The organism is Streptomyces sp. NBC_01294 (assembly GCF_035917235.1).
Lineage (GTDB): Bacteria > Actinomycetota > Actinomycetes > Streptomycetales > Streptomycetaceae > Streptomyces > Streptomyces caledonius.
In genome coordinates, this window is the sequence record NZ_CP108423.1 from 5,516,951 (window position 1) to 5,539,028 (window position 22,078).

The following is a 22,078-nucleotide window of genomic DNA, read 5'->3' on the forward strand; positions in this document are numbered from 1 at the left end:
CCGTGCCTCCCTGCGGGCCGCTTCCCGGGGCTCCGCCCCGGACCCCGCGCCTCAAACGCCGGCGGGGCTGGAATTGCCGGGGCTCCGTCACGGATGTCGCGCCTCAAGCGTCGGCGGGGCTGAGAGAGCGGGGCTCCGCCCCGGACCCCGCGCTTCAAACGCCGGCGGGGCTGGAATTGCCGGGGCTCCGTCACGGATGTCGCGCCTCAAACGCAGGCGGGGCCGGATCGGCGTTCGTGGGGCTGGGTTCGTGCGGGATGATGGGGGTATGCCTTCCGCACTGCCCGACGGTGAACCCATGCCCGAAGACGGCTCGCTGCCGTCGCATGCCCTGGAAGGGGCGGGGGAGCGGCCGCTCGGGTTCTACCTGCACGTCCCGTACTGCGCCACGCGCTGCGGGTACTGCGACTTCAACACCTACACGGCCACCGAGCTGCGGGGCACCGGAGGCGTGCTCGCCTCCCGGGAGAACTACGCCGACACCCTGATCGACGAGGTCCGCCTCGCCCGCAAGGTGCTCGGCGACGACCCGAGGGCCGTGCGGACGGTGTTCGTGGGCGGCGGTACGCCGACGCTGCTGCCCGCCGGGGACCTCGTCCGGATGCTCGCGGCGATCCGGGACGAATTCGGCCTGGCCGAGGATGCCGAGATCACGACGGAAGCCAATCCGGAGTCGGTCGGCCCGCAGTACCTGGCCGAGCTGCGCGCCGGCGGCTTCAACCGGATCTCCTTCGGCATGCAGAGCGCGAAGCAGCACGTCCTGAAGGTGCTGGACCGCACCCACACGCCGGGCCGCCCCGAGGCGTGCGTCGCGGAGGCGCGGGCGGCGGGGTTCGAGCACGTCAACCTCGACCTGATCTACGGCACCCCGGGGGAGTCGGACGACGACTGGCGTGCGTCGCTCTCGGCGGCGCTGGGGGCCGGGCCGGACCACATCAGCGCCTACGCGCTGATCGTGGAGGAGGGCACGCAGCTGGCGCGGCGGATCCGCCGGGGCGAGGTCCCGATGACCGACGACGACGTGCACGCCGACCGGTACCTGATCGCCGACGAGGTCATGGCCGAGGCCGGGTACCACTGGTACGAGGTGTCGAACTGGGCCACCACCGAGGCCGGGCGCTGCCTGCACAACGAGCTGTACTGGCGCGGCGCCGACTGGTGGGGCGCCGGCCCGGGCGCGCACTCGCACGTGGGCGGGGTGCGCTGGTGGAACGTGAAGCACCCCGGCGCGTACGCCGCCGCGCTCGCGGAGGGGCGCTCGCCCGGCGCCGGGCGGGAGCTCCTGTCGCAGGAGGACCGGCGGGTGGAGCGGATCCTGCTGGAGCTGCGGCTCGTGGACGGCGTCCCGCTGTCCCTGCTCGCCCCGGCCGGGCTCGCCGCCTCCCGCAAGGCCCTCGCCGACGGGCTGCTGGACGCCGCGCCGTACGAGGCCGGGCGGGCCGTCCTGACCCTGCGGGGGCGGCTGCTGGCCGACGCCGTGGTCCGGGACCTGGTGGACTGATCACTCCACGGAGTGAATCGCTGCGAATGAGCGCAGGCGCGGCCTAGCCTGTTCGTAGCCTTCTGTCGCATACCCGGCGGCAGAAGTGGAGGGCACGGAGATGACCGCTGTGGACGATCGCCGGATGACCGAGTACTTCGAGAGCTTCGAGGCTCCCGAGGGGGTCAAGGTTGAGCTCCTCAGGGGGGAAATCGTGATGATGGCGGGGCCCGACGTGGTCCACAACCTGATCGTCCTGTTCGTCCAGCGGCAGATCCCGGTCGGATGCTGGTACCCGCTCCAGACGCAGGACGTGGACATTCCGGCGGAGTCGTCCGAGCCGCAGCCGGACCTCGTGGTCCTGCCGACCGAGGCAGCGCCTGAGTCGGGCCGTTTGGTGCCCGCCTCAGCTCTGGCGATGGTGGTTGAGGTCGTCTCCAAGACCAGCAAGCTGCGCGACCACGTGACGAAGCGCTCCATCTACGCGGCGGGCGGCATCCCCACCTATTTGATCATCGACCCCTTCCAGGCCAAGTGCGTGGTGCTGACCGAACCCTTCGGCGCCGGAGACGAAGCCGACTACCGGACCGAGCGGACCAGCAAGTTCGGTGAACCGGTCCCGCTCGACGTCCTCGGTGTCACGCTCGACACCGCGGAGTTCGGCACCCTGCCGTAGCTCAGACAGGTGCCGTCACGAAGTCGATCAGCTCCTCGACGCGGCCCAGGAGCGTCGGCTCCAGGTCCTTGTAGGACGTCACGCGGGACAGGATGTGCTGCCAGGCGGCGCCCGTGTTCTCCGGCCAGCCCAGGGCCCGGCAGACGCCCGTCTTCCAGTCCTGGCCGCGGGGGACCACCGGCCACGCAGCGATGCCCAGCGCGGACGGCTTCACCGCCTGCCAGACGTCCACGTACGGGTGGCCCACGATCAGGACGTCCGCGGAGGTCACCGACGCCGCGATACGGGACTCCTTCGAGCCGGGCACCAGGTGGTCCACCAGGATCCCCAGGCGGGCGTCGGGGGCCGGCGCGAACTCCGCCACGACGGCCGGGAGGTCGTCGATGCCCTCCAGGTACTCCACCACCACGCCCTCGATGCGCAGGTCGTCGCCCCAGACCCGCTCCACCAGCTCCGCGTCGTGCCGGCCCTCGACGTAGATCCGCCCCGCCCGGGCCACCCGCGCCCGGGCACCCGGAACGGCGATCGACCCCGAGGCCGTACGGGCGGGCGCCGACGGGCCCCGGGGCGGGCGGACCAGGGTGACCACCGCGCCCTCCAGCAGGAACCCCCGCGGCTCCATCGGGAACACCCGCCGCTTGCCGAAGCGGTCCTCCAGGGTCACCGTGCCCGCCTCGCAGGCCACCACCGCGCCGCAGAAGTCCGTACCCGCCACCTCGACCACCAGGTCGGGTTCCGCCGCCACCTCCGGCACGGCCTTGGGTCGCTTCCACTGGGGGGTCAGGTCGGGGGAGTACTCGCGCATCCGGCCGACAGTAGGAGAGCCGGGCGGGTCACGCCTCCGACACGCCGAAACGGGCTGCCAGTGTGGCGCGTTGCGCACGCACGAAGTCCGCCCGGACCACCGCTCCGTGACCCGGCACGTACAGCGCGTCGTCACCGCCCAGCGACAGCAGCCGGTCCAGGGCGGCGGGCCACTGCCCGGGCATGGCGTCCGGGCCCGCCATGGGCTCGCCCGACTCCTCGACCAGGTCCCCGCAGAAGACCACCTCGCGCTCGCCCGGTACGAAGACGGCCAGGTCGTGCCCGCTGTGCCCGGGCCCCACGTTGGCCAGCAGCACCTGCAGCCCGCCCAGTTCCAGCGTCCACTCGCCCGACACCGCGTGCCGGGGCAGCACCAGCAGGTCCACCGCCTCCGCCGCCTCCGCCTCCGCGAGCCCCTGCCGGACCGCGTCCTCGCGCAGCTCCTCGCGTTCCGCCGCCAGCAGCGAGTCCAGCCCGACCGCCCCGAACACCTCGGCCCCGGAGAAGGCGGCCCCGCCCAGGACATGATCGAAATGGCCGTGCGTGAATGCGATATGGGTCACGTGCCGGCCCGTCAGCCGCTCCGCCTCGGCCCGCACCTCGGCGCCCTCGCGCAGGCACGACCCGGGGTCGATCAGAAGGACCGAGTCCTCGCCCACCACCAGCCCCACGGTGCAGTCCCACACCGGCAGCCGCCGCCGGCCGGCCCGTCCGGTCAGCCGTTCCCAGCCCGCCTCTTCCCAACGCACGTCCATGCCGCGACGCTACCCTGGCGGGCCTCCCTTGCCAGGGTCTTACTACCCGGCCGTACACTGAGCGGGGGATCTCTGGCACTCGAACGACCTGAGTGCCAACGAACACGGCAACGGACCAGCTGGAGGTGTGCGCGCGATGCTCAGCGAACGCAGACTCGAAGTGCTGCGCGCCATCGTCCAGGACTACGTCGGGACGGAGGAGCCGGTCGGTTCCAAGGCGCTCACCGAGCGGCACCGGCTCGGCGTCTCGCCCGCCACCGTGCGCAACGACATGGCCGTGCTGGAGGACGAGGGCTACATCGCCCAGCCCCACACCAGTGCCGGCCGGATCCCCACCGACAAGGGCTACCGGCTCTTCGTCGACAAGCTGGCGGGGGTCAAACCGCTGTCGTCGCCCGAGCGCCGGGCCATCCAGAACTTCCTCGACGGCGCCGTCGACCTCGACGACGTCGTCGGCCGCACGGTGCGGCTGCTCGCGCAGCTCACCCGGCAGGTCGCGGTGGTCCAGTACCCGAGCCTGACCCGGTCGACCGTCCGGCACGTGGAGCTGCTCTCGCTCGCTCCCGCGCGCCTGATGCTCGTACTGATCACGGACACCGGACGCGTCGAGCAGCGGCTCATCGACTGCCCGGGTCCCTTCGGCGAGACCTCGCTGGCCGACCTGCGGGCCCGGCTCAACAGCCGGGTCGTCGGCCGGCGCTTCACCGATGTACCCCCGCTCGTCCAGGACCTGCCCGAATCCTTCGAGGCCGAGGACCGCGGCACCGTCTCCACGGTGCTCTCGACGCTCCTCGAAACCCTGGTCGAGGAAGCCGAAGAGCGGCTGATGATCGGCGGCACCGCCAATCTCACCCGCTTCGGACACGATTTTCCCCTGACGATCAGGCCGGTGCTCGAAGCACTCGAGGAGCAGGTCGTGCTCCTCAAGCTGCTGGGCGAGGCCAACGAGTCGGGAATGGCCGTACGGATCGGGCATGAGAATGCCTACGAGGGACTGAACTCCACGTCCGTCGTCTCGGTCGGTTACGGTTCGGGCGGCGAAACCGTCGCCAAGCTCGGCGTGGTCGGACCGACCCGCATGGATTACCCCGGAACGATGGGAGCGGTACGCGCAGTGGCACGTTACGTCGGACAGATCCTGGCGGAGTCGTAAGTGGCCACGGACTACTACGCCGTTCTCGGCGTGCGCCGCGACGCATCGCAGGACGAGATCAAGAAGGCCTTCCGTCGCCTCGCGCGTGAACTCCACCCGGATGTGAATCCGGACCCGAAGACGCAGGAGCGCTTCAAGGAGATCAACGCGGCTTACGAGGTGCTCTCGGACCCGCAGAAGAAGCAGGTCTACGACCTCGGCGGCGACCCGCTGTCCTCGTCCGGCGGTGGCGGCGGCGCGGGCGGATTCGGGGCGGGCGGCTTCGGCAACTTCTCCGACATCATGGACGCCTTCTTCGGCCAGGCCTCGCAGCGCGGCCCGCGCTCGCGGACCCGCCGCGGCCAGGACGCCATGATCCGCCTCGACCTGGAACTGGACGAGGCGGCCTTCGGGACGACCAAGGACATCCAGGTCGACACGGCCGTCGTCTGCACCACCTGCTCCGGCGAGGGTGCCGCCCCCGGCACCTCGGCGCAGACGTGTGACATGTGCCGTGGCCGCGGTGAGGTCTCGCAGGTCACCCGGTCCTTCCTGGGCCAGGTCATGACCTCGCGCCCCTGCCCGCAGTGCCAGGGCTTCGGCACCGTGGTCCCGACCCCGTGCCCCGAGTGCGCGGGCGACGGCCGGGTCCGCTCCCGTCGCAGCCTCACGGTCAAGATCCCGGCCGGTGTCGAGAACGGCACCCGGATCCAGCTCGCGGGCGAGGGCGAGGTCGGCCCCGGCGGCGGCCCCGCCGGCGACCTGTACGTGGAGATCCACGAGCTGGCGCACCCGACCTTCCAGCGGCGGGGTGACGACCTGCACTGCACGGTCACCATCCCGATGACGGCGGCCGCGCTGGGCACCAAGTGCCCGCTGGAGACGCTGGACGGCCTGGAGGAGATCGACATCCGGCCCGGCACCGGGTCCGGCCAGGCGATTCCGCTGCACGGGCGCGGCGTCACGCACCTGCGCGGCGGCGGGCGCGGCGACCTGATCGTGCACGTCGAGGTCACCACCCCGGGCAAGCTGGACGCGCAGCAGGAGGACCTGCTGCGCCAGCTGGCGAAGCTGCGCGGCGAGGAGCGGCCGATGGGCCAGTTCGCGCCGGGTCAGCAGGGGTTGTTCAGCCGTCTGAAGGACGCGTTCAACGGTCGCTGACCGACCGGCGACCACCCGCACGAGCCCGGCCAGGGGATTCCCCGGCCGGGCTCGTCGCATGAGCCGGGCGCGGGCCGAAGGCCGGCCGAGAAGCGGACTATGCCAGGCGAATGCCATGATTCGGCCCCCCGCTTGGGACGTGGCACGATGCAGTCCATGTCCTCCGCGCCGAACGGTCCCTCCCCGTACCCGATCGTGCAGGCTCCCATGGCGGGCGGCGCCTCCTGTCCGCCGCTCGCCGCCGCCGTGTGCGAGGCGGGCGGACTGGGCTTCCTGGCGGGCGGCTACAAGACCGCCGACGGGATGTACCAGGAGATCAAGCAGGTGCGCGCGCTCACCCGGCGCCGCTTCGGGGTCAACCTCTTCATGCCGCAGACCGGCTACGTCGACCCGGCCGCCGTGGAGGCGTACCGCGGGCAGCTCGCCGGCGAGGCCAGCTGGTACGAGATCTCGCTCGCCGAGGAGGACATCATCGGCACCAGCGACGACGGCTACGACGCCAAGCTCGCCATCCTCCTCGAAGACCCGGTCCCGGTCGTCTCGTTCACCTTCGGCTGCCCCTCCTCCGCGGCCCTCGCGGCCCTGCGCAAGGCCGGTACGTACACCGTCGTCACGGTCACCTCCGTCGAGGAGGCCTGGTCCGCCCAGCAGGCGGGCGCCGACGCCGTCTGCGTCCAGGGCGTCGAGGCCGGCGGCCACCAGGGCACCCACCGGGACGACCCCCAGGCCGACGGCACGGCGGGCGTGGGGCTCCTCGCGCTGGTGGCCCAGGTACGGGAGGCGGTGGCGCTCCCGATCATCGCGGCGGGCGGCCTCATGCGGGGCTCGCAGATCGCGGCGCTGCTGGCGGCGGGCGCCGAGGCGGCGCAGCTCGGGACGGCCTTCCTGGCCTGCCCGGAGTCGGGCGCGCACCCGGTGCACAAGAAGGCGCTGACGGACCCGCTGTTCGTCCGCACGGAACTGACCCGGGCCTTTTCCGGGCGGCCGGCGCGGGGGCTGGTGAACCGCTTCATGCGGGAGCACGGGCCGTACGCCCCGGCCGCGTACCCGCAGGTCCACCACCTGACCTCGGGGCTGCGCAAGGCGGCCGCCGCGGCCGGGGACCCGCAGGGCATGGCCCTGTGGGCGGGGCAGGGGCACCGGCTCGCGCGTGCGCTGCCGGCGGGGGAGCTGGTGGAGGTGCTGGCGGCCGAACTGGCCGAGGCACAGAGCACGTTGAAGGCAAGGCAGATGAGGAGTGCGTCATGACGGCCCCGGTGTTCGTGGTCGAAGAGGTCCCCGCGGGAGCGGAGTTCGTCCTGGACGGCCCGGAGGGCCGGCACGCGGTGTCCGTGAAGCGGCTGAACCCGGGCGAGGCGGTGGTCCTGACGGACGGCCGGGGCGGCTGGGCGGAGGCGGTCGTCAAGGCGGCGGAGGGCAAGGACCGGCTCGTCGTGGCGGTGTCCTCGGCGGGGCGGGAGCCGGAGCCGCCGGTCCGCATCACCGTCGTCCAGGCCCTGCCCAAGGGAGACCGCGGCGAGCTGGCCGTCGAGACGATGACCGAGACCGGCGTGGACGCGATCGTGCCCTGGCAGGCCTCGCGCTGCATCACGCAGTGGCGCGGCGACCGCGGGGCCAAGTCCCTGGCCAAGTGGCGGGCCACGGCCCGGGAGGCGGGCAAGCAGTCCCGCCGGGTGCGCTTCCCGGAGGTGGCCGAGGCCATGTCCACCAAGCAGGTGGCGGCGCTGCTGGCGGGCGCCGACCTGGCGATGGTCCTCCACGAGGACCGCGACACCCCCTCCGGGGCGCTGGCCACGGCCGAGCTGCCCGCCACCGGCTCCGTCGTCCTGGTGGTCGGCCCGGAAGGGGGCGTCTCCCCGGAGGAGCTGGCGGTCTTCGCCGAGGCGGGGGCCCACCCCTACCGCCTGGGCCGCTCCGTCCTGCGGACCTCCACGGCCGGCACCGCGGCCACGGCGGTCCTGCTGGCCCGCACCGGGCGCTGGGCCTGACGGCCGGCCGCTGATGAACGGCCGTCGCTGATCGGCCGCTGTCGACCGGGCGGCGTTGACCGGCCGCCGTTGACCGGCCGCCGTTGACCGGCCGTCGTTGATCGCCCGCCCCCCGGGGCGGCGCGGGGCTGGATACGATGCCCGGACCGATCAACGTCACGGGAGGCTCAGCAATGGCCGGGGAACCGCAGGCCGACTGCCTGTTCTGCAAGATCGTCGAGGGGCACATCCCCGCGACCGTGGTCCGGGAGACCGAGACCACGGTCGCCTTCCGGGACATCAACCCGCAGGCGCCCACGCACGTGCTCGTCATTCCCAAGGTGCACTACCCCGACGCGGCCTCCCTCGCCGCCGCCGAGCCGGGCGTCGCCGCGGACATACTGCGCGAGGCCGCCCAGGTCGCCGCCGACGAGAAGATCGACGACCACGGCTACCGGATCGTCTTCAACACCGGCTCCGGCGCCGGGCAGACCGTCTGGCACGCCCACGCGCACGTCCTGGGCGGCCGCGGCCTCCAGTGGCCCCCGGGATAGCACGTGTCCGTACGAGAGTTCGTGGTGCTGGGCACGGCCAGCCAGGTGCCCACCCGCCACCGCAACCACAACGGCTACCTGCTGCGCTGGGACGGCGAGGGCATCCTCTTCGACCCGGGCGAGGGCACCCAGCGCCAGATGCTGCGTGCCGGGGTGGCCGCGCACGACATCAACCGGATCTGTATCACCCACTTCCACGGTGACCACAGCCTCGGCCTCGCCGGGGTGATCCAGCGGATCAACCTCGACCAGGTCCCGCACCCCGTCACCGCGCACTACCCGGCCTCGGGGCAGAAGTTCTTCGACCGGCTGCGCTACGCCACGGCCTACCGCGAGAGCGTCCCGCTCCACGAGGAGCCGGTGGCCGCGGACGGGCCGCTGGCGCGCGGGGCCTCGTACGTCCTGGAGGCCCGGCTGCTCTCGCACCCGGTCGAGTCCTTCGGCTACCGGATCACCGAGCCCGACGGGCGCCGCATGGTGCCGGAGCTGCTCGCCCACCACGGGATCAAGGGACCCGACGTCGGCCGGATCCAGCGCGAGGGGCAGCTCGGCGGCGTCACCCTGGACGACGTCAGCGAGCACAGGCCCGGACAGCGGTTCGCCTTCGTCATGGACACCCGGCTCTGCCCCGGCGTGGACGCGCTCGCCGAGGGCTGCGACCTGCTGGTGATCGAGTCGACCTTCCTCGACGAGGACGAACGGCTGGCCACCGACCACGGACACCTCACCGCCGGCCAGGCGGCGCGGGTCGCGCGGGACGCGGGCGTACGGCACCTGGTGCTGACGCACTTCTCGCAGCGCTACACGGACCCCTCCGAGTTCGAGCGCCAGGCGCGTGCGGCGGGCTTCGAGGGGGAGCTGACGGTGGCCGCCGACCTGGTGCGGGTGCCGCTGCCCAAGCGGGGCTGAGCCGGACGCGGTGCCGGGGCTCCCCGCGCCGGCCCCCGTGCCTCGACCGCGGCACGACTGGACGGGTAGGTGATCTGCGCCACACTGGGTTTTGGTTCTGGCCCGGTCGGGCAGGACTGGCAGCTTTCCAGCGAAACGGCCCTTCGAGCACCCCGGGGAGTACACCGTGACCAGTAGGGACTTCGACAGCCGCGCGGCAGCGGTGGACCCGCTCGGTCCCGTGCGCGACCCCGAGGAGCCGGGCTGTGACGTCTTCCTGACCGGAACGGTCTTCCTCGACATCATCTTCACCGGCCTCGACTCGGCTCCGGTGCGCGGTACGGAGTCCTGGGCCCGCGGCATGGGCTCCAGCCCCGGCGGCGTGGCCAACATGGCCACCGCCCTGGCCCGGCTCGGTCTGCGCACCTCGCTGGCCGCGGCCTTCGGGGACGACCACTACGGCGAGTACTGCTGGGACGCCCTTGAGCAGGGCGAGGGCATCGACCTGTCCATGTCGCGCACCGTCCGCGGCTGGCACAGCCCCGTCACCGTCTCGATGGCCTACGAGGGCGAGCGCACGATGGTCTCGCACGGCCACGAGGCCCCTCCGCCGGCGGGCCCCGGGCCCTTCCCGCAGTGCCCGCCGAGAGCCCGTGCGGCCGTGGCCGCGCTGGGGCCCGGCCGCGGCGAGGAGTGGATCGGCGAGGCCGCCCGGCGCGGCTCGCGGATCTTCGCGGACGTGGGGTGGGACGAGAGCGGCCGGTGGGACCTGGGGGCCTTGGCCGACCTGGAGCACTGCGAGGCCTTCCTGCCGAACGCGGGCGAGGCCATGCGGTACACCCGCACCGACTGTCCGCGGGCGGCGGCCCGGGCGCTGGCGGAGAAGGTGCCGATCGCGGTGGTCACGATGGGCGCGGAGGGCTCGTACGCGGTGGACGGGCGCACCGGGGAGACGGCCCACGTCCCCGGGATCACGGTGGACGAGCTGGACCCCACGGGCGCGGGGGACGTGTACGTGGCGGGCTTCGTCACCGGCACCCTGGCGGGCTGGCCGCTCGCCGACCGCCTCGCCTTCGCCGGGCTGACGGCGGCCCTGTCGGTCCAGGAGTTCGGCGGCTCCCTGTCGGCCCCCGGCTGGCCCGAGGTGGCCCACTGGTGGCGGGCCGCCCCGGAGGCCCTGCGCGGCCGCTACGGCTTCCTGGACGACCTCATCCCGCCTGCTGCCGGCCCGGCGGCCCGGCGCAGGGCCGTGCCGACGATCGGCTTCCGGCACTCGGCGTAGGGCGTGCCCGGGGCCCGGAACGCGAGGGTCCGCGGGCGGCCGGTAAAACCTCTCGGGGAAGCCGCGGCGGCGACGTACGCTTGGTACTCCGGAGGTCGTCGATCGGCGCGGCCCCTCAGCGGGAGGTATGCGCAGGCCACAGTGCCGGCCCATGACTCAGACATCGACAGCCCACATCCCCGCGCCGGGGCAGGCGCGAGCGCACTTCACCGTACCGGCGACGCACCCGATGGTGACGGTGCTCGGCTCGGGCGACGCCCTGTTGCGCGTGATCGAGAAGGCCTTCCCGAAGGCCGACATCCATGTTCGGGGCAATCAGGTCAGCGCGATCGGCGCGGCGGCGGAAGTCGCGCTGATCCAGCGACTGTTCGACGAGATGATGCTGGTGCTCCGCACCGGGCAGCCGATGACGGAGGACGCAGTGGAACGCTCGATCGCCATGCTCCAGGCGAGCGCCAATGGGAACGGCGACGGCCCCGCGGAGACGCCTGCCGAGGTGCTCACCCAGAACATCCTCTCCAGCCGCGGACGCACCATCCGCCCCAAGACCCTCAACCAGAAGCGGTACGTCGACGCGATCGACAAGAACACGATCGTCTTCGGCATCGGCCCCGCCGGTACCGGCAAGACCTACCTCGCCATGGCCAAGGCGGTCCAGGCCCTGCAGTCCAAGCAGGTCAGCCGGATCATCCTGACGCGGCCCGCCGTCGAGGCGGGGGAGCGGCTCGGCTTCCTGCCGGGCACCCTCTTCGACAAGATCGACCCGTACCTGCGCCCGCTCTACGACGCGCTGCACGACATGATCGACCCGGATTCGATCCCGCGGCTCATGGCCGCCGGGACCATCGAGGTGGCACCCCTGGCCTACATGAGGGGTCGCACCCTCAATGAGGCCTTTGTCGTCCTCGACGAGGCGCAGAACACCACCGCCGAGCAGATGAAGATGTTCCTGACCCGGCTCGGCTTCGACTCGAAGATCGTCGTCACCGGTGACGTCACCCAGATCGACCTGCCGGGTGGCGCCAAGAGCGGTCTGCGTCAGGTCCAGGAGATCCTCGAAGGGCTTCCGGACATCCACTTCTCGCGGCTCACGTCCGAGGATGTCGTCCGCCACAAGCTGGTCGGCCGTATCGTCGACGCGTACGAGAAGTACGACGACGGCCAGCAGCAGGCCGCGAACGGCCACCAGCGGAAGTAGAACCCAGCGCACCATGTCGATCGACGTCAACAACGAGTCCGGAACCGAGGTCGACGAGCAGGCGATCCTCGACATCGCCCGCTACGCGCTCACCCGGATGCGGATCCACCCCCTCTCGGAGCTCTCCGTCATCGTCATCGACGAGGACGCCATGGAGCAGCTCCACATCCAGTGGATGGACCTGCCCGGCCCGACCGACGTCATGTCCTTCCCGATGGACGAGCTCCGGCCGCCGACGAAGGACGACGAGGAGCCCCCGCAGGGGCTCCTCGGTGACATCGTGCTCTGCCCCGAGGTCGCGAAGAGGCAGGGCGAGGAAGCCCCGACGCAGCACTCCATGGACGAGGAGCTCCAGCTCCTGACCGTCCACGGAGTGCTGCACCTCCTCGGCTACGACCACGAGGAGCCGGACGAGAAGGCCGAGATGTTCGGCCTCCAGGCGGCCATCGTCGACGGCTGGCGCGGTGAGCGCGGCATGACCGGTCCGTCGCCGGCACCGACCGTCTCGTGAACGCGGCCCAGCTCATCACCGGGGCAGTGCTGCTGGTGGTGGTGGCCTGGTTCGCGGCGTGTGCCGAGTCCGGCATCGCCCGTATTTCCAGCTTCCGCGCCGAGCAGGCCGTACGGGAGGGCCGGCGCGGCAGCGAGAAGCTCGCCCAGGTCGCCGGCGACCCCACCCGCTACCTCAACGTGGCCCTGCTGGTCCGCGTCACCTGCGAGATGGCGGCGGGGGTGCTCGTCACCTACGTCTGCCTCGACGAGTTCGGCGAGAACTGGACCGCGCTGCTCGTGGCGATCGCCGTCATGGTGCTGGTCTCCTTCGTCGCCGTGGGGGTCTCCCCGCGCACGATCGGCCGCCAGCACCCGCTGAACACCGCGACGGCCGCCGCGTACGTCCTCGTGCCGCTGGCCCGGGTCATGGGGCCGATCCCGCAGCTGCTGATCCTCATCGGCAACGCGCTCACGCCCGGGAAGGGCTTCCGCAAGGGGCCGTTCGCCTCCGAGGCCGAGCTGCGCGCGATGGTGGACCTCGCGGAGCGGGAATCGCTGATCGAGGACGACGAGCGCCGGATGGTGCACCAGGTCTTCGAGCTCGGCGACACGCTGGTGCGCGAGGTGATGGTGCCGCGCACCGACCTGGTCTGCATCGAGCGGTACAAGACGGTCCGTCAGGCGACCACGCTCGCCCTGCGATCCGGCTTCTCGCGCATCCCGGTGACCGGGGAGAACGAGGACGACATCGTCGGGATCGTCTACCTGAAGGACCTGGTCCGCAAGACGCACATCAGCCGGGACGCGGAGTCCGACCTGGTCTCGACGGCGATGCGGCCGGCCGTCTTCGTGCCGGACACCAAGAACGCGGGCGATCTGCTGCGCGAGATGCAGCAGGTGCGCAACCACGTGGCCGTCGTGATCGACGAGTACGGCGGCACGGCCGGCATCGTCACCATCGAGGACATCCTCGAGGAGATCGTCGGCGAGATCACGGACGAGTACGACCGGGAGCTCCCGCCGGTCGAGGACCTGGGCGGGGACCGCTACCGGGTCACGGCGCGGCTGGACATCACCGATCTCGGTGAGCTGTTCAAGGTCGACTCCTTCGACGACGAGGACGTGGAGACGGTCGGCGGTCTGCTGGCGAAGGCGCTGGGCCGGGTGCCCATCGCGGGCGCCTCGGCGCTGGTGGAGCTGCCGGACGGGCGTCCGCTGCGGCTGACGGCCGAGTCCCCGGCGGGGCGGCGGAACAAGATCGTCACGGTGCTCGTGGAACCGGTGGACGCGGACGGGTCCGCGGGGGAGGAGGGGGAATGACCCCGGAGCGGCTGCGGGAGTTCTGTCTGGGCTTCAACGCGGCGGTGGAGGAGTTCCCCTTCGGGCCGGAGACTTCGGTGTTCAAGGTGCTGGGCAAGGTGTTCGCGCTCACGGCGCTGGACGCGCAGCCGCTGAAGGTCAACCTCAAGTGCGAACCGGAGCAGGCGGTGCGGCTGCGCGAGGAGCACGAGGCGATCGTGCCGGGCTACCACATGAACAAGCGGCACTGGAACACGGTGACGGTGGGCGGGCCGGGCGGCCTGCCGGACCGCCTCGTGCGCGAGCTGGTGGAGGACTCGTACGACCTGGTGGTCGCGGGTCTGCCGCGGGCGGAGCGGTTGCGGCTCGACCGGCCGTGACGGTGCGCCCGGGTCGGCGGCGGGGTGGTCGTGCGGGGGCGCGGGGGCGCTCCCTATGCTTTCGACCATGAGCGAGAGCACTGGGATCGACCCCGAGGACAGCAAGATCATCACGCTGGCGCGCAGCGCCCGGGCCCGCAACGGCGTTCCCGAGGGGGCGGCGGTGCGCGACGAGACGGGCCGCACCTACGTCGCCGGGACGGTGGAGCTCGACTCCCTCAAGCTGAGCGCGCTGCAGACCGCGGTCGCGATGGCCGTGGCGAGCGGGGCGCGGTCCCTGGAGGCGGCGGCGGTCGTCAGCGCGGCGGACGCCCCGGCGGAGGCCGACCGCGCGGCCGTCCGCGATCTCGGTGGCCCGGGCACGCCGGTGCTGCTGGCGGGCCCGGACGGCACCCTGAAGTCGACGACCCCGGCCGGCGCCTAGCCTCCCGGCGGGGTTGCCGACGCCCCTCGCCCGCCCGGGCCAAATCCAGCCGCGCCTGCACCATCCCAGCCTCGTCGGGACCATCCCAGCCCCGCCGCGCACACTCCAGCCTCGCCGGCGTTCGAGGCGCGGGGTCCGGGACGAAGCCCCGATCTTTGAGCCTCGCCGGCGATTGAGGCGCGGGGGCTGGGGCGGCGCACCAGGGAACCCGGCTCCGCCGGGCACCGGGCTCTGCCCGGACCCGCGCCTCAAACGCCGGCGAGGCTGAATTTGGCCGAGGCTGAATGTGGCCCGGGCGAGCCCCAAGCTGCCAGCGGGGCGGGACGTGGCCCGGGCGAGTCCGAAGGTGGCCGCGAGGCTACGAGGCCAGGGGTGCGGACCGCCGGAGGCTAGCGGCGGCGGCGAATCACCATGGCCATCAGCGCCGCCATCGCGCACAGCGCGCCCGACGCGTACCAGACCACGTCGTACGAGCCGGTCACGTCGCGCGCCAGGCCGCCCAGGAAGGCCACCACCGCCGCGCCGACCTGGTGCGAGGCCAGGACCCAGCCGAAGACGATCGCGCCGTCGTCCCCGTAGTGCTCGCGGCACAGCGCGATCGTCGGCGGGACGGTCGCGACCCAGTCCAGGCCGTAGAAGACGATGAAGAAGACCAGCGGCGGCTGTACCGAGGGCGCCAGCAGGATCGGCAGGAAGAGCAGCGAGATCCCGCGCAGGGCGTAGTAGACGGCGAGCAGCCGCCGGGCCTCGAAGCGATCCGTGAACCAGCCCGAGGCGATCGTGCCGATCACGTCGAACACGCCGATCACCGCCAGCAGCCCGGCGGCCGCCGTCACCGGCATGCCGTGGTCGTGGGCGGCGGGCACGAAGTGCGTCCTGACCAGCCCGTTGGTCGAGGCCCCGCAGATCGCGAAGGTGCCGGCCAGCAGCCAGAAGGGGCCGGTCCGGGCCGCGTCGGACAGCACCTTCACCGCCCGCCGGGCCGCGCCCGGGACCGGGACCGGCTTCTGCGCGTACGTGCCCCCGTACGGCGCCAGGCCCACGTCCGCCGGGTGGTCGTGCAGCAGCAGCCAGACGAAGGGGACGACCGCCAGCGCCGACAGCGAGACCGTCACCGTCGCCGGGCGCCAGCCGTGCTGGTCCACCAGCCAGGCCAGCAGCGGCAGGAAGATCAGCTGGCCGGAGGCCCCCGCCGCACTGGCTTGCGCTTCGCCGTCGGCCCTGCACTCCGACCGCCGTCGCTCTTGAAGGTATGTAGGTTGTATGGCTTCTCAGCCATCCCCTCCTGCTTCGGCAACGTGAGCCGGTAGATCACCGGACCGTCCGGCACCTTGCCCGTCTTCGTAAGCCAGCCAGCCTGACGCAGCCTGCCGACGATCTTGTTGACCGTCTGCTCTGGAGCCTTCCCGCCGTAGCCGAGTTCCCTGGCGATCGTCCCGTTCGACGGGCACGCGTTCTCACCCGAGTCGTAGTCCGCATACGACGCCATCGCGACGCCGACCAACTTCTCTGCGGGCTTCATGTCGGAGCGCACAAGCGCACGGCGCCATACGTGTTCCTGTATCTCGGGCCTCCCTTCCCCATCGGCCCCGCCCCACCAGTGCGAGGGAACCGCAAGGTACCGGGCACGGCACGGAAGAGTGCAGGTCACTGGCGTGTGAGGCGCCTCTCAAAATGCGGTCACTCACTGGCCTGCCCTCGCTACGCTGACGCGATGAGCCATCCAGACAGCGCCCCTGACTACGACCTTGCGTTCGCCCTCCAGGTCACCGGCTTCGAGTTGGCCACCGAACCGCCAGCCCCTGACACCCCACTCGGCCGCATCCGCGCCTTCGCCGCCGAGCATGGGTTCGACGCACTGACCCATGAGCACTTCGAAGCGGCGATACGAGGAACACTCTGAAGCACTGGTGTTGTCGGCGACGGGTGAAATCTGACCGCTGAACGGCGGATCAACGGTGACCCACCTCGCGATCGTCTGATCATCCTGGCGGCAGCGGCAGCGGCAGCGGCAGCGGCAGCGGCAGCGGCAGCGGCGGAGTCCGGGCCGGAGCCCGAGGCGGGGGTTGTCGTGGTCACGCCGACAGCTTCCGGCCGGCGGGGCACCGTACGACAGTGGCCTGGCTGTCACGCTTCGGTACGATCGGGCCATGGAGCCGTTGCCGCACCGCATCGTCGTCCTCGCTCTCGCCGGGCTGCTCCCCTTCGAGCTCGGCATCCCGCACCGGATCTTCGGGCGGGCCAAGGATCCGTCCGGGCGGCCGCTGTACGAGATCCTCACGTGCGGGCTCGCCCCCGGGCCGGTGCGCACGGACGCCGACTTCGCGATCCAGGTCGAGCACGGACCCGAACTGCTGGCCACCGCCGACACGGTGGTGGTACCGGCCTCGTACGAACTGGGCCCGGTGCACGAGTACGGCACGCTGACCGACGAGCTCGCCGCGGCCCTCGCGCACATCCGGCCCGGCACGCGGCTCGTCTCCATCTGCACCGGCGGCTACGTGCTGGCCGCCGCCGGCTACCTGGACGGCCGCCCGGCCACCACCCACTGGGCCTCGGCCGAGCACTTCCAGCGGCTGTTCCCCGCCGTGCGGGTCGACCCGGACGTGCTCTACACCGACGACGGGGACGTGCTCACCTCCGCCGGCGTCGCCGCCGGCATCGACCTCTGTCTGCACATCGTGCGCCGCGACCACGGAGCGGCCGTCGCGAACGGCACGGCCCGGCGGACCGTCGTACCGCCCCACCGGGAGGGCGGACAGGCGCAGTTCATCGAGCGCCCGGTGCCGGAGCCGCAGCTCGCCAGCACCACGGCGGCGCGTGCGTGGGTGCTGGACCGGCTCCACGAGCCGCTCAGGCTGACCGACCTGGCCCGGCAGGAGGCCATGTCGGTACGGACCTTCACGCGCCGCTTCCGGGAGGAGGCGGGCGTCAGCCCCGGGCAGTGGATCGTCGGCCAGCGGGTGGAGCCGGCCCGGCGGCTGCTGGAGCAGACGGACCTGCCGATGGAGCAGGTCGCGCGGGAGAGCGGCTTCGGCACGGCGCAGTCGCTGCGCAAGCACGTGCAGGCGGCGCTGGGGGTCAGCCCGACGGCCTACCGGCGCACCTTCCGTGCGTCGGGCGGGCCGGGGGGCCTCGGGAGCCGTGGTGGTACGGGCCACGCCGACGACCCCGGCCGCGGGGCCGGCCCGGGGATCCCCGCAGCCTCGGCGGCCTCGTGAGCCCCGTGAACCCCACCGGTACCGGCATTTCACCATCTCCTGATGGGCCATCAGTTTTTGCCGGACCCGTGCATTGACTTCTCCCGCCGCCCGCTCGTGAATGGCCCCCTGCGCAGGGCTCGGCGCGAGGGAACCCAGGGGGCGGGCAGTGCGAACAGGGGCACGGAACCGGAGATGGTCGGCAGCCGTCGGCATGGCCGTGCTCGCGGCCACGACCGGGGGCGCCCTGAGCGGGCCGGCCGCGGCCGAGGGCGAAACGCCCCCCGGCCAGGTGACCTTCCCGACGCAGTGCCTGGCGCCCCAGGAGGCCGGAATCCCGCCCGCCGACGGCCCGACCACCGCACGCGTCACCGTCGACGACCCGGCCCCGCAGGTTGGCGACACCGTCACCGTGACCTACCAGGTGCTCGCGACCCCCGCCCTGAACCCGATCGCCGGCGAACTCCCCGCCGATGCGCTGACCCCGACCGGCCGGATCGTCCTGGCCGGCGCCCAGAGCGGCGAGGTCACCGTGGTCGGCGCCAAGCGCAACGACCCCGTCCCGGCCGGCGCGCCCCTCCCCGCCGTCACCATGACCGGCACCTTCACCGTCACCGCGCCCGGCGAGATCACCCTGGCCCCGGGCGGCTACACGCTGCACACCAGCCACCTGCTGGACCTCGGCACCAGCTGCACCGCCGCCGGCCCGTCGGCCACGCCCGTCTCCGAACGCCTGACCGCGACCGAGCTGCCCACGGCCAACCTGCGCAGCGTCTTCCTCGGCGCCGCGTACGGACGACCGGGAGCCAAGGTCAAGGTCACCGCCGCCGGCTTCCCCCCGGGCGCGACCGTGACGGTGGCCGGGCGGGCGGGCGCCGCCGAGACCGCAGACCGGGAGACCGCCACCGCCGACGAACGGGGCACGGCCCTGGTGGAGCTGCCGGTCACGGACAAGGCCACCACCGCGGTGATCGCCTATGAGGGCGCGGCCTGGTCTGCGCGGCGGGGCTCCGGACCGGCCGCGTACACGGTCATCGACGCCGTCGACGCCACCCCGGTCCCGACACCGACCCCGACGCCGATCGCGCCGCCGACGGGCACCCGGAAGGTCACGGTCACCGTCGAACCGGGCGCGCTCGGCATGACCCAGACGGGCGAGGACATCACCCTGGGCGCGGTCCCGTACGGCGACGGCGGCGCGGCCCCCGGCCGGATCGGGACCGTGACCGTCACCGACGCCCGCGGCGGCCCGGCCGGCTGGTCCCTGATCGGCAAGGTCACCGACTTCACGGGACCGGGCGGGATCCGCATCCCGGGCGCGTCCCTGTCCTGGACCCCGTCGTGCGTGGCGGCCGAGGGCAGCAAGAGCCCCTGTACGCCGGGCAGCGCGGGTGTGGTCGGGCCGGGCGGCGCGGTCCTCGCCTCGGCGCCCGACGCTCCGCTGGTCGGCGGCACCTTCACGGTCGACGCGGCGGTGACGCTGCAGGTGCCGCCGTACACCCCGCCGGGTGCGTACACGGCGGTCCTGACGCTGACCCTGTCGTGACGGCCCGGATGCGGCGGAGGCTGCCGCTGCGCGGAGCCCCGGGCTCTGCCCGGACCCTCCCCCAGCTACCGCTGGGAGGTACCCCCTGCTCAAACGCCGGCGGGGCTGAAGTTCAGCCCCGCCGGCGTTTGAGGCGCGGGGTCTGGGGCGGAGCCCCAGGGAACGGTGGAAGGGCGGGTAGGGGACAGCTCCGCGCAGCGGTCGCCCGGGCCGGATCGGCCTTGCTGCTCGCGGCGACCGGACTCGTCGTCGGACTTGCCGGGACGGCCACCGCCGCCGACAACGGGCAGTGGTCCGTGCTGCCCGCCGCGACGGGCGTCGGGCAGCGGCCGTACTTCTATCTCGCCGCCGCGCCGGGCCAGACGGTCGCCGACGCCGTCACCCTCACCAACCGCACCGACCGCCCCCGCACCTTCCGGCTCTACGCCGCCGACGCCCACAACACCGCCCGCGACGGCGGCTTCGCCCTCCGCGGCCCCGACGAGCCGCGTCTGGCCACCGCCGCGTGGGCGAAGCTCGACCGGGAGCGGGTCACCGTACCGGCCCGGGCGTCGGTCGGCGTCGGCTTCACCGTCACCGTCCCCGACCGGGCGGAGCCCGGGGACCACCCCGGCGCCATCGTGGCCCTGGAGGACCGGCCCGCGACCACCACCGCCCGGGGGATCGGAGTCCAGCAGGCCGTCGCCGCCCGGCTCTACCTGCGGGTGACCGGACCCACCGCCCCCGCCCTCGTCGTCCGGGGAGTCGCCGTGGAACGGCGCGGCGCCGGCGCGGAGGTCTCGTACACGCTCCACAACATCGGCAACGTCACCCTGCGCCCCCGAGCCACCCTCACCGCCTCCGGCGCCCTCGGCCGGCGGCTGCTCACCCGCGGGCTCGCCGGGCTGCCCGCCGAACTGCTGCCGGGTCAGGAAGTGCGGCTCAGCACCCGCTGGGAGGGCCCGCCGGCAGGGGAATGGGCCGAGGTCACGGTGCGCGCGCGGGCCGACGGAACCACAGCTCAGGGACGTGCAGGCTACGCCGCGCACCCCTCGCTGACGGCCATGCTCGCCCTCGCTGCCGTGATCTGGTCGGCGCTGGGAGCCGCATCGGGGAGAATGGCCCGTATGAGCGATCGTTCCCCCGAGTCCACCAGCCCGCACCGTGCGGGCTTCGCCTGCTTCGTCGGCCGCCCCAACGCGGGGAAGTCGACCCTCACCAACGCACTCGTGGGCACCAAGGTCGCGATCACCTCCAACCGGCCGCAGACCACCCGCCACACCGTCCGCGGCATCGTGCACCGCCCCGACGCGCAGCTCGTCCTCGTCGACACGCCCGGCCTGCACAAGCCGCGCACGCTGCTCGGCGAGCGCCTCAACGACATCGTGCGGACCACCTGGGCCGAGGTCGACGTCATCGGCTTCTGCCTGCCGGCCGACCAGAAGCTCGGCCCCGGCGACAAGTTCATCGCCAAGGAGCTCGCGGGGATCAAGAAGACCCCCAAGATCGCCATCATCACCAAGACCGACCTGGTCGAGTCCAAGGTGGTGGGCGAGCAGCTCATCGCGGTCCACCAGCTCGCCGAGGAACTGGGCTTCGAGTGGACCGAGATCGTTCCCGTCTCGGCGGTCGGTGACAGCCAGGTCCAGCTGCTGGCCGACCTGATCGCGCCGCTGCTGCCGGAGAGCCCGCCGCTGTACCCGGAGGGCGACCTCACCGACGAGCCCGAGATGGTCATGGTCGCGGAACTGATCCGCGAGGCCGCGCTGGAGGGCGTACGGGACGAGCTCCCGCACTCCATCGCCGTGGTCGTCGAGGAGATGATCCCGCGGGAGAACCGCCCGGCCGACCGCCCGCTGCTCGACATCCACGCCAACGTCTACATCGAGCGGCCGAGCCAGAAGGGCATCATCATCGGCCCGAAGGGCTCCCGCCTGAAGGAGGTCGGGATGAAGTCGCGCAAGCACATCGAGGCGCTGCTCGGGACCCCGGTCTTCCTCGACCTCCACGTGAAGGTCGCCAAGGACTGGCAGCGGGACCCCAAGCAGCTGCGCAAGCTCGGCTTCTGACGGGCGACGCCACACGCCGCACGCCACACCCCACACGCCACGACGTACGGACGCGGCCCCGCACCGGGGCCGCGTCCGTACGTCGTTCGGCGTCGTTCCGCTACGCGGGCCGGCGCACCCGCACCACGTTGTCCGTCCGGGTCCCCGGCGTGCCGTCGGGCTGCTCCTGCACCCGCTCGGTCTCCTCGGCCCGCAGCACCTCCCAGCCCGCCGTGACCGGCTCCAGCTGTCCGAGGACCTCCTCGGGCGTCGGGAAGTGCGCCTCCTCGCGGTCCTCCTGCCACGGGGCCCAGCCCGCGTGGCCGACCACCAGCAGGGTGCCGCCGGGGGCCACGGCCGCCGCGGCCGTCCGCAGGACGACGTCACGGGGGAAGTCCCCGTAGTTGTGCAGGAAGCACGCCGAGACGAGGTCGAACTCCCCCTGCGGGAAGGACTCCGTCAGATCGTGCCGCGCGAAGGAGACGCGGTCCGCGACCCCGGCCTCCGCCGCGTGCTCGGCCGCCCGGCCGAGGGCGACCCCGGAAATGTCCGTCCCGGTGACGGTCCACCCGCGGCGGGCCAGCCAGACCGCGTCGCCGCCCTCCCCGCAGCCGAGGTCCAGGGCCCGGCCCGGGGCGAGGCCGGACGCCTCGTGCACCAGCATGGCGTTGGCCTCGCCGCTCCAGATCCGGTCGCTCTCCTCGTAGCGGCCGTCCCAGAACTCCTCGCCCGCCGCGGTCCCGGGCGCGGGGGAGTGGTGGGAGTGCGTGTGCGTGTGCTCGGTCATTGCGTCCTCTTCCAGTACGGGTGCCG

Annotated in this window: 22 protein-coding genes and 2 pseudogenes; 19 read left to right on the forward strand and 5 right to left on the reverse strand. The window is 72.8% G+C overall.

Annotated elements, in window-relative coordinates; all coding sequences use genetic code 11:
• The first annotated feature begins 268 nt into the window (after positions 1-268).
• Both hemW and OG534_RS24850 read left to right on the forward strand, forming a co-directional pair.
• Complete coding sequence (hemW, locus tag OG534_RS24845) at positions 269-1,501, forward strand: radical SAM family heme chaperone HemW (RefSeq protein WP_326590832.1); 1,233 nt, start codon at positions 269-271, stop codon at positions 1,499-1,501.
• A 124-nt stretch (positions 1,502-1,625) separates the two neighbouring features.
• Complete coding sequence (locus OG534_RS24850; protein ID WP_326590834.1) at positions 1,626-2,156, forward strand: Uma2 family endonuclease; 531 nt, start codon at positions 1,626-1,628, stop codon at positions 2,154-2,156.
• 1 nt (position 2,157) lies between these two features.
• On the opposite strand, the gene OG534_RS24855 is transcribed toward OG534_RS24850, so the two are convergent.
• Positions 2,158-2,961 carry a DUF3097 domain-containing protein gene (locus tag OG534_RS24855; protein WP_326590836.1) on the reverse strand — a complete coding sequence of 268 codons (804 nt, stop codon included), beginning with the start codon at positions 2,959-2,961 and terminating at the stop codon, positions 2,158-2,160.
• 28 nt (positions 2,962-2,989) lie between these two features.
• Positions 2,990-3,715 (reverse strand): MBL fold metallo-hydrolase, encoded by a 726-nt coding sequence (locus OG534_RS24860; RefSeq protein WP_326590838.1) that lies wholly within the window; start codon positions 3,713-3,715, stop codon positions 2,990-2,992.
• A 136-nt stretch (positions 3,716-3,851) separates the two neighbouring features.
• Between OG534_RS24860 and hrcA the strand changes: the two genes are divergently transcribed.
• From hrcA to OG534_RS24920, 12 genes are all read left to right on the forward strand, one after another.
• Complete coding sequence (gene hrcA, locus OG534_RS24865; protein ID WP_326590840.1) at positions 3,852-4,868, forward strand: heat-inducible transcriptional repressor HrcA; 1,017 nt, start codon at positions 3,852-3,854, stop codon at positions 4,866-4,868.
• Positions 4,869-6,008 (forward strand): molecular chaperone DnaJ, encoded by a 1,140-nt coding sequence (dnaJ, locus tag OG534_RS24870; protein WP_190182426.1) that lies wholly within the window; start codon positions 4,869-4,871, stop codon positions 6,006-6,008.
• 156 nt (positions 6,009-6,164) lie between these two features.
• The gene (locus tag OG534_RS24875; protein ID WP_326590842.1) at positions 6,165-7,256 is read left to right on the forward strand and encodes a nitronate monooxygenase; all 1,092 of its coding nucleotides are present in this window, start codon (positions 6,165-6,167) and stop codon (positions 7,254-7,256) included.
• Positions 7,253-7,996: a 16S rRNA (uracil(1498)-N(3))-methyltransferase gene (locus OG534_RS24880; protein ID WP_326590844.1), complete on the forward strand. Its 744-nt coding sequence runs from the start codon at positions 7,253-7,255 to the stop codon at positions 7,994-7,996. The genes OG534_RS24875 and OG534_RS24880 overlap by 4 nt, the downstream gene beginning before the upstream one ends.
• Before the next feature lie 173 nt (positions 7,997-8,169).
• Positions 8,170-8,529 (forward strand): histidine triad nucleotide-binding protein, encoded by a 360-nt coding sequence (locus tag OG534_RS24885; protein WP_326590847.1) that lies wholly within the window; start codon positions 8,170-8,172, stop codon positions 8,527-8,529.
• A gap of 3 nt (positions 8,530-8,532) precedes the next feature.
• Positions 8,533-9,438 carry a ribonuclease Z gene (locus OG534_RS24890; RefSeq protein WP_326590848.1) on the forward strand — a complete coding sequence of 302 codons (906 nt, stop codon included), beginning with the start codon at positions 8,533-8,535 and terminating at the stop codon, positions 9,436-9,438.
• 166 nt (positions 9,439-9,604) lie between these two features.
• Complete coding sequence (locus tag OG534_RS24895; RefSeq protein WP_326590849.1) at positions 9,605-10,699, forward strand: carbohydrate kinase family protein; 1,095 nt, start codon at positions 9,605-9,607, stop codon at positions 10,697-10,699.
• A 151-nt stretch (positions 10,700-10,850) separates the two neighbouring features.
• Positions 10,851-11,897 (forward strand): PhoH family protein, encoded by a 1,047-nt coding sequence (locus OG534_RS24900; RefSeq protein WP_326590850.1) that lies wholly within the window; start codon positions 10,851-10,853, stop codon positions 11,895-11,897.
• 13 nt (positions 11,898-11,910) lie between these two features.
• Positions 11,911-12,408 carry an rRNA maturation RNase YbeY gene (gene ybeY / locus OG534_RS24905; RefSeq protein WP_030011942.1) on the forward strand — a complete coding sequence of 166 codons (498 nt, stop codon included), beginning with the start codon at positions 11,911-11,913 and terminating at the stop codon, positions 12,406-12,408.
• Positions 12,405-13,709: a hemolysin family protein gene (locus tag OG534_RS24910; RefSeq protein WP_326590852.1), complete on the forward strand. Its 1,305-nt coding sequence runs from the start codon at positions 12,405-12,407 to the stop codon at positions 13,707-13,709. The genes ybeY and OG534_RS24910 overlap by 4 nt, the downstream gene beginning before the upstream one ends.
• Positions 13,706-14,068 carry an MmcQ/YjbR family DNA-binding protein gene (locus tag OG534_RS24915; RefSeq protein WP_326590853.1) on the forward strand — a complete coding sequence of 121 codons (363 nt, stop codon included), beginning with the start codon at positions 13,706-13,708 and terminating at the stop codon, positions 14,066-14,068. The genes OG534_RS24910 and OG534_RS24915 overlap by 4 nt, the downstream gene beginning before the upstream one ends.
• A 55-nt stretch (positions 14,069-14,123) precedes the next feature.
• On the forward strand, positions 14,124-14,492 hold the full coding sequence (locus OG534_RS24920; protein ID WP_385156802.1) for a cytidine deaminase: 369 nt from the start codon (positions 14,124-14,126) through the stop codon (positions 14,490-14,492).
• A 389-nt stretch (positions 14,493-14,881) separates the two neighbouring features.
• On the opposite strand, the pseudogene OG534_RS24925 reads toward OG534_RS24920, so the two are convergent.
• Positions 14,882-15,691: pseudogene (locus OG534_RS24925) on the reverse strand (MFS transporter); the annotation flags it as partial.
• Entirely contained in the window at positions 15,664-16,014 is a 351-nt protein-coding gene (locus tag OG534_RS24930) for a helix-turn-helix domain-containing protein (RefSeq protein WP_326590856.1), read from the reverse strand. The gene OG534_RS24930 and the pseudogene OG534_RS24925, both read right to left, overlap by 28 nt.
• Before the next feature lie 192 nt (positions 16,015-16,206).
• On the opposite strand from OG534_RS24930, the gene OG534_RS24935 reads away from it, so the two are divergent.
• The 5 genes and pseudogenes from OG534_RS24935 (at position 16,207) to era (ending at position 21,286) form a co-directional block, all read left to right on the forward strand.
• Positions 16,207-16,395 carry a hypothetical protein gene (locus OG534_RS24935; protein WP_326590858.1) on the forward strand — a complete coding sequence of 63 codons (189 nt, stop codon included), beginning with the start codon at positions 16,207-16,209 and terminating at the stop codon, positions 16,393-16,395.
• Between the two features lie 247 nt (positions 16,396-16,642).
• Positions 16,643-17,713 (forward strand): GlxA family transcriptional regulator, encoded by a 1,071-nt coding sequence (locus OG534_RS24940; RefSeq protein ID WP_326590859.1) that lies wholly within the window; start codon positions 16,643-16,645, stop codon positions 17,711-17,713.
• A gap of 193 nt (positions 17,714-17,906) precedes the next feature.
• Complete coding sequence (locus OG534_RS24945; RefSeq protein WP_326590860.1) at positions 17,907-19,238, forward strand: beta-xylosidase; 1,332 nt, start codon at positions 17,907-17,909, stop codon at positions 19,236-19,238.
• Positions 19,239-19,246: 8 nt separating this feature from the next.
• Positions 19,247-19,846, forward strand: a pseudogene (locus tag OG534_RS24950) (WxL protein peptidoglycan domain-containing protein); the annotation flags it as partial.
• A gap of 489 nt (positions 19,847-20,335) precedes the next feature.
• A complete protein-coding gene (gene era / locus OG534_RS24955; RefSeq protein WP_326593817.1) occupies positions 20,336-21,286 on the forward strand; it encodes a GTPase Era in 951 nt (316 codons plus the stop codon).
• A gap of 100 nt (positions 21,287-21,386) precedes the next feature.
• On the opposite strand, the gene OG534_RS24960 is transcribed toward era, so the two are convergent.
• Complete coding sequence (locus tag OG534_RS24960) at positions 21,387-22,052, reverse strand: SAM-dependent methyltransferase (RefSeq protein ID WP_326590862.1); 666 nt, start codon at positions 22,050-22,052, stop codon at positions 21,387-21,389.
• Positions 22,053-22,078: the final 26 nt, after the last annotated feature.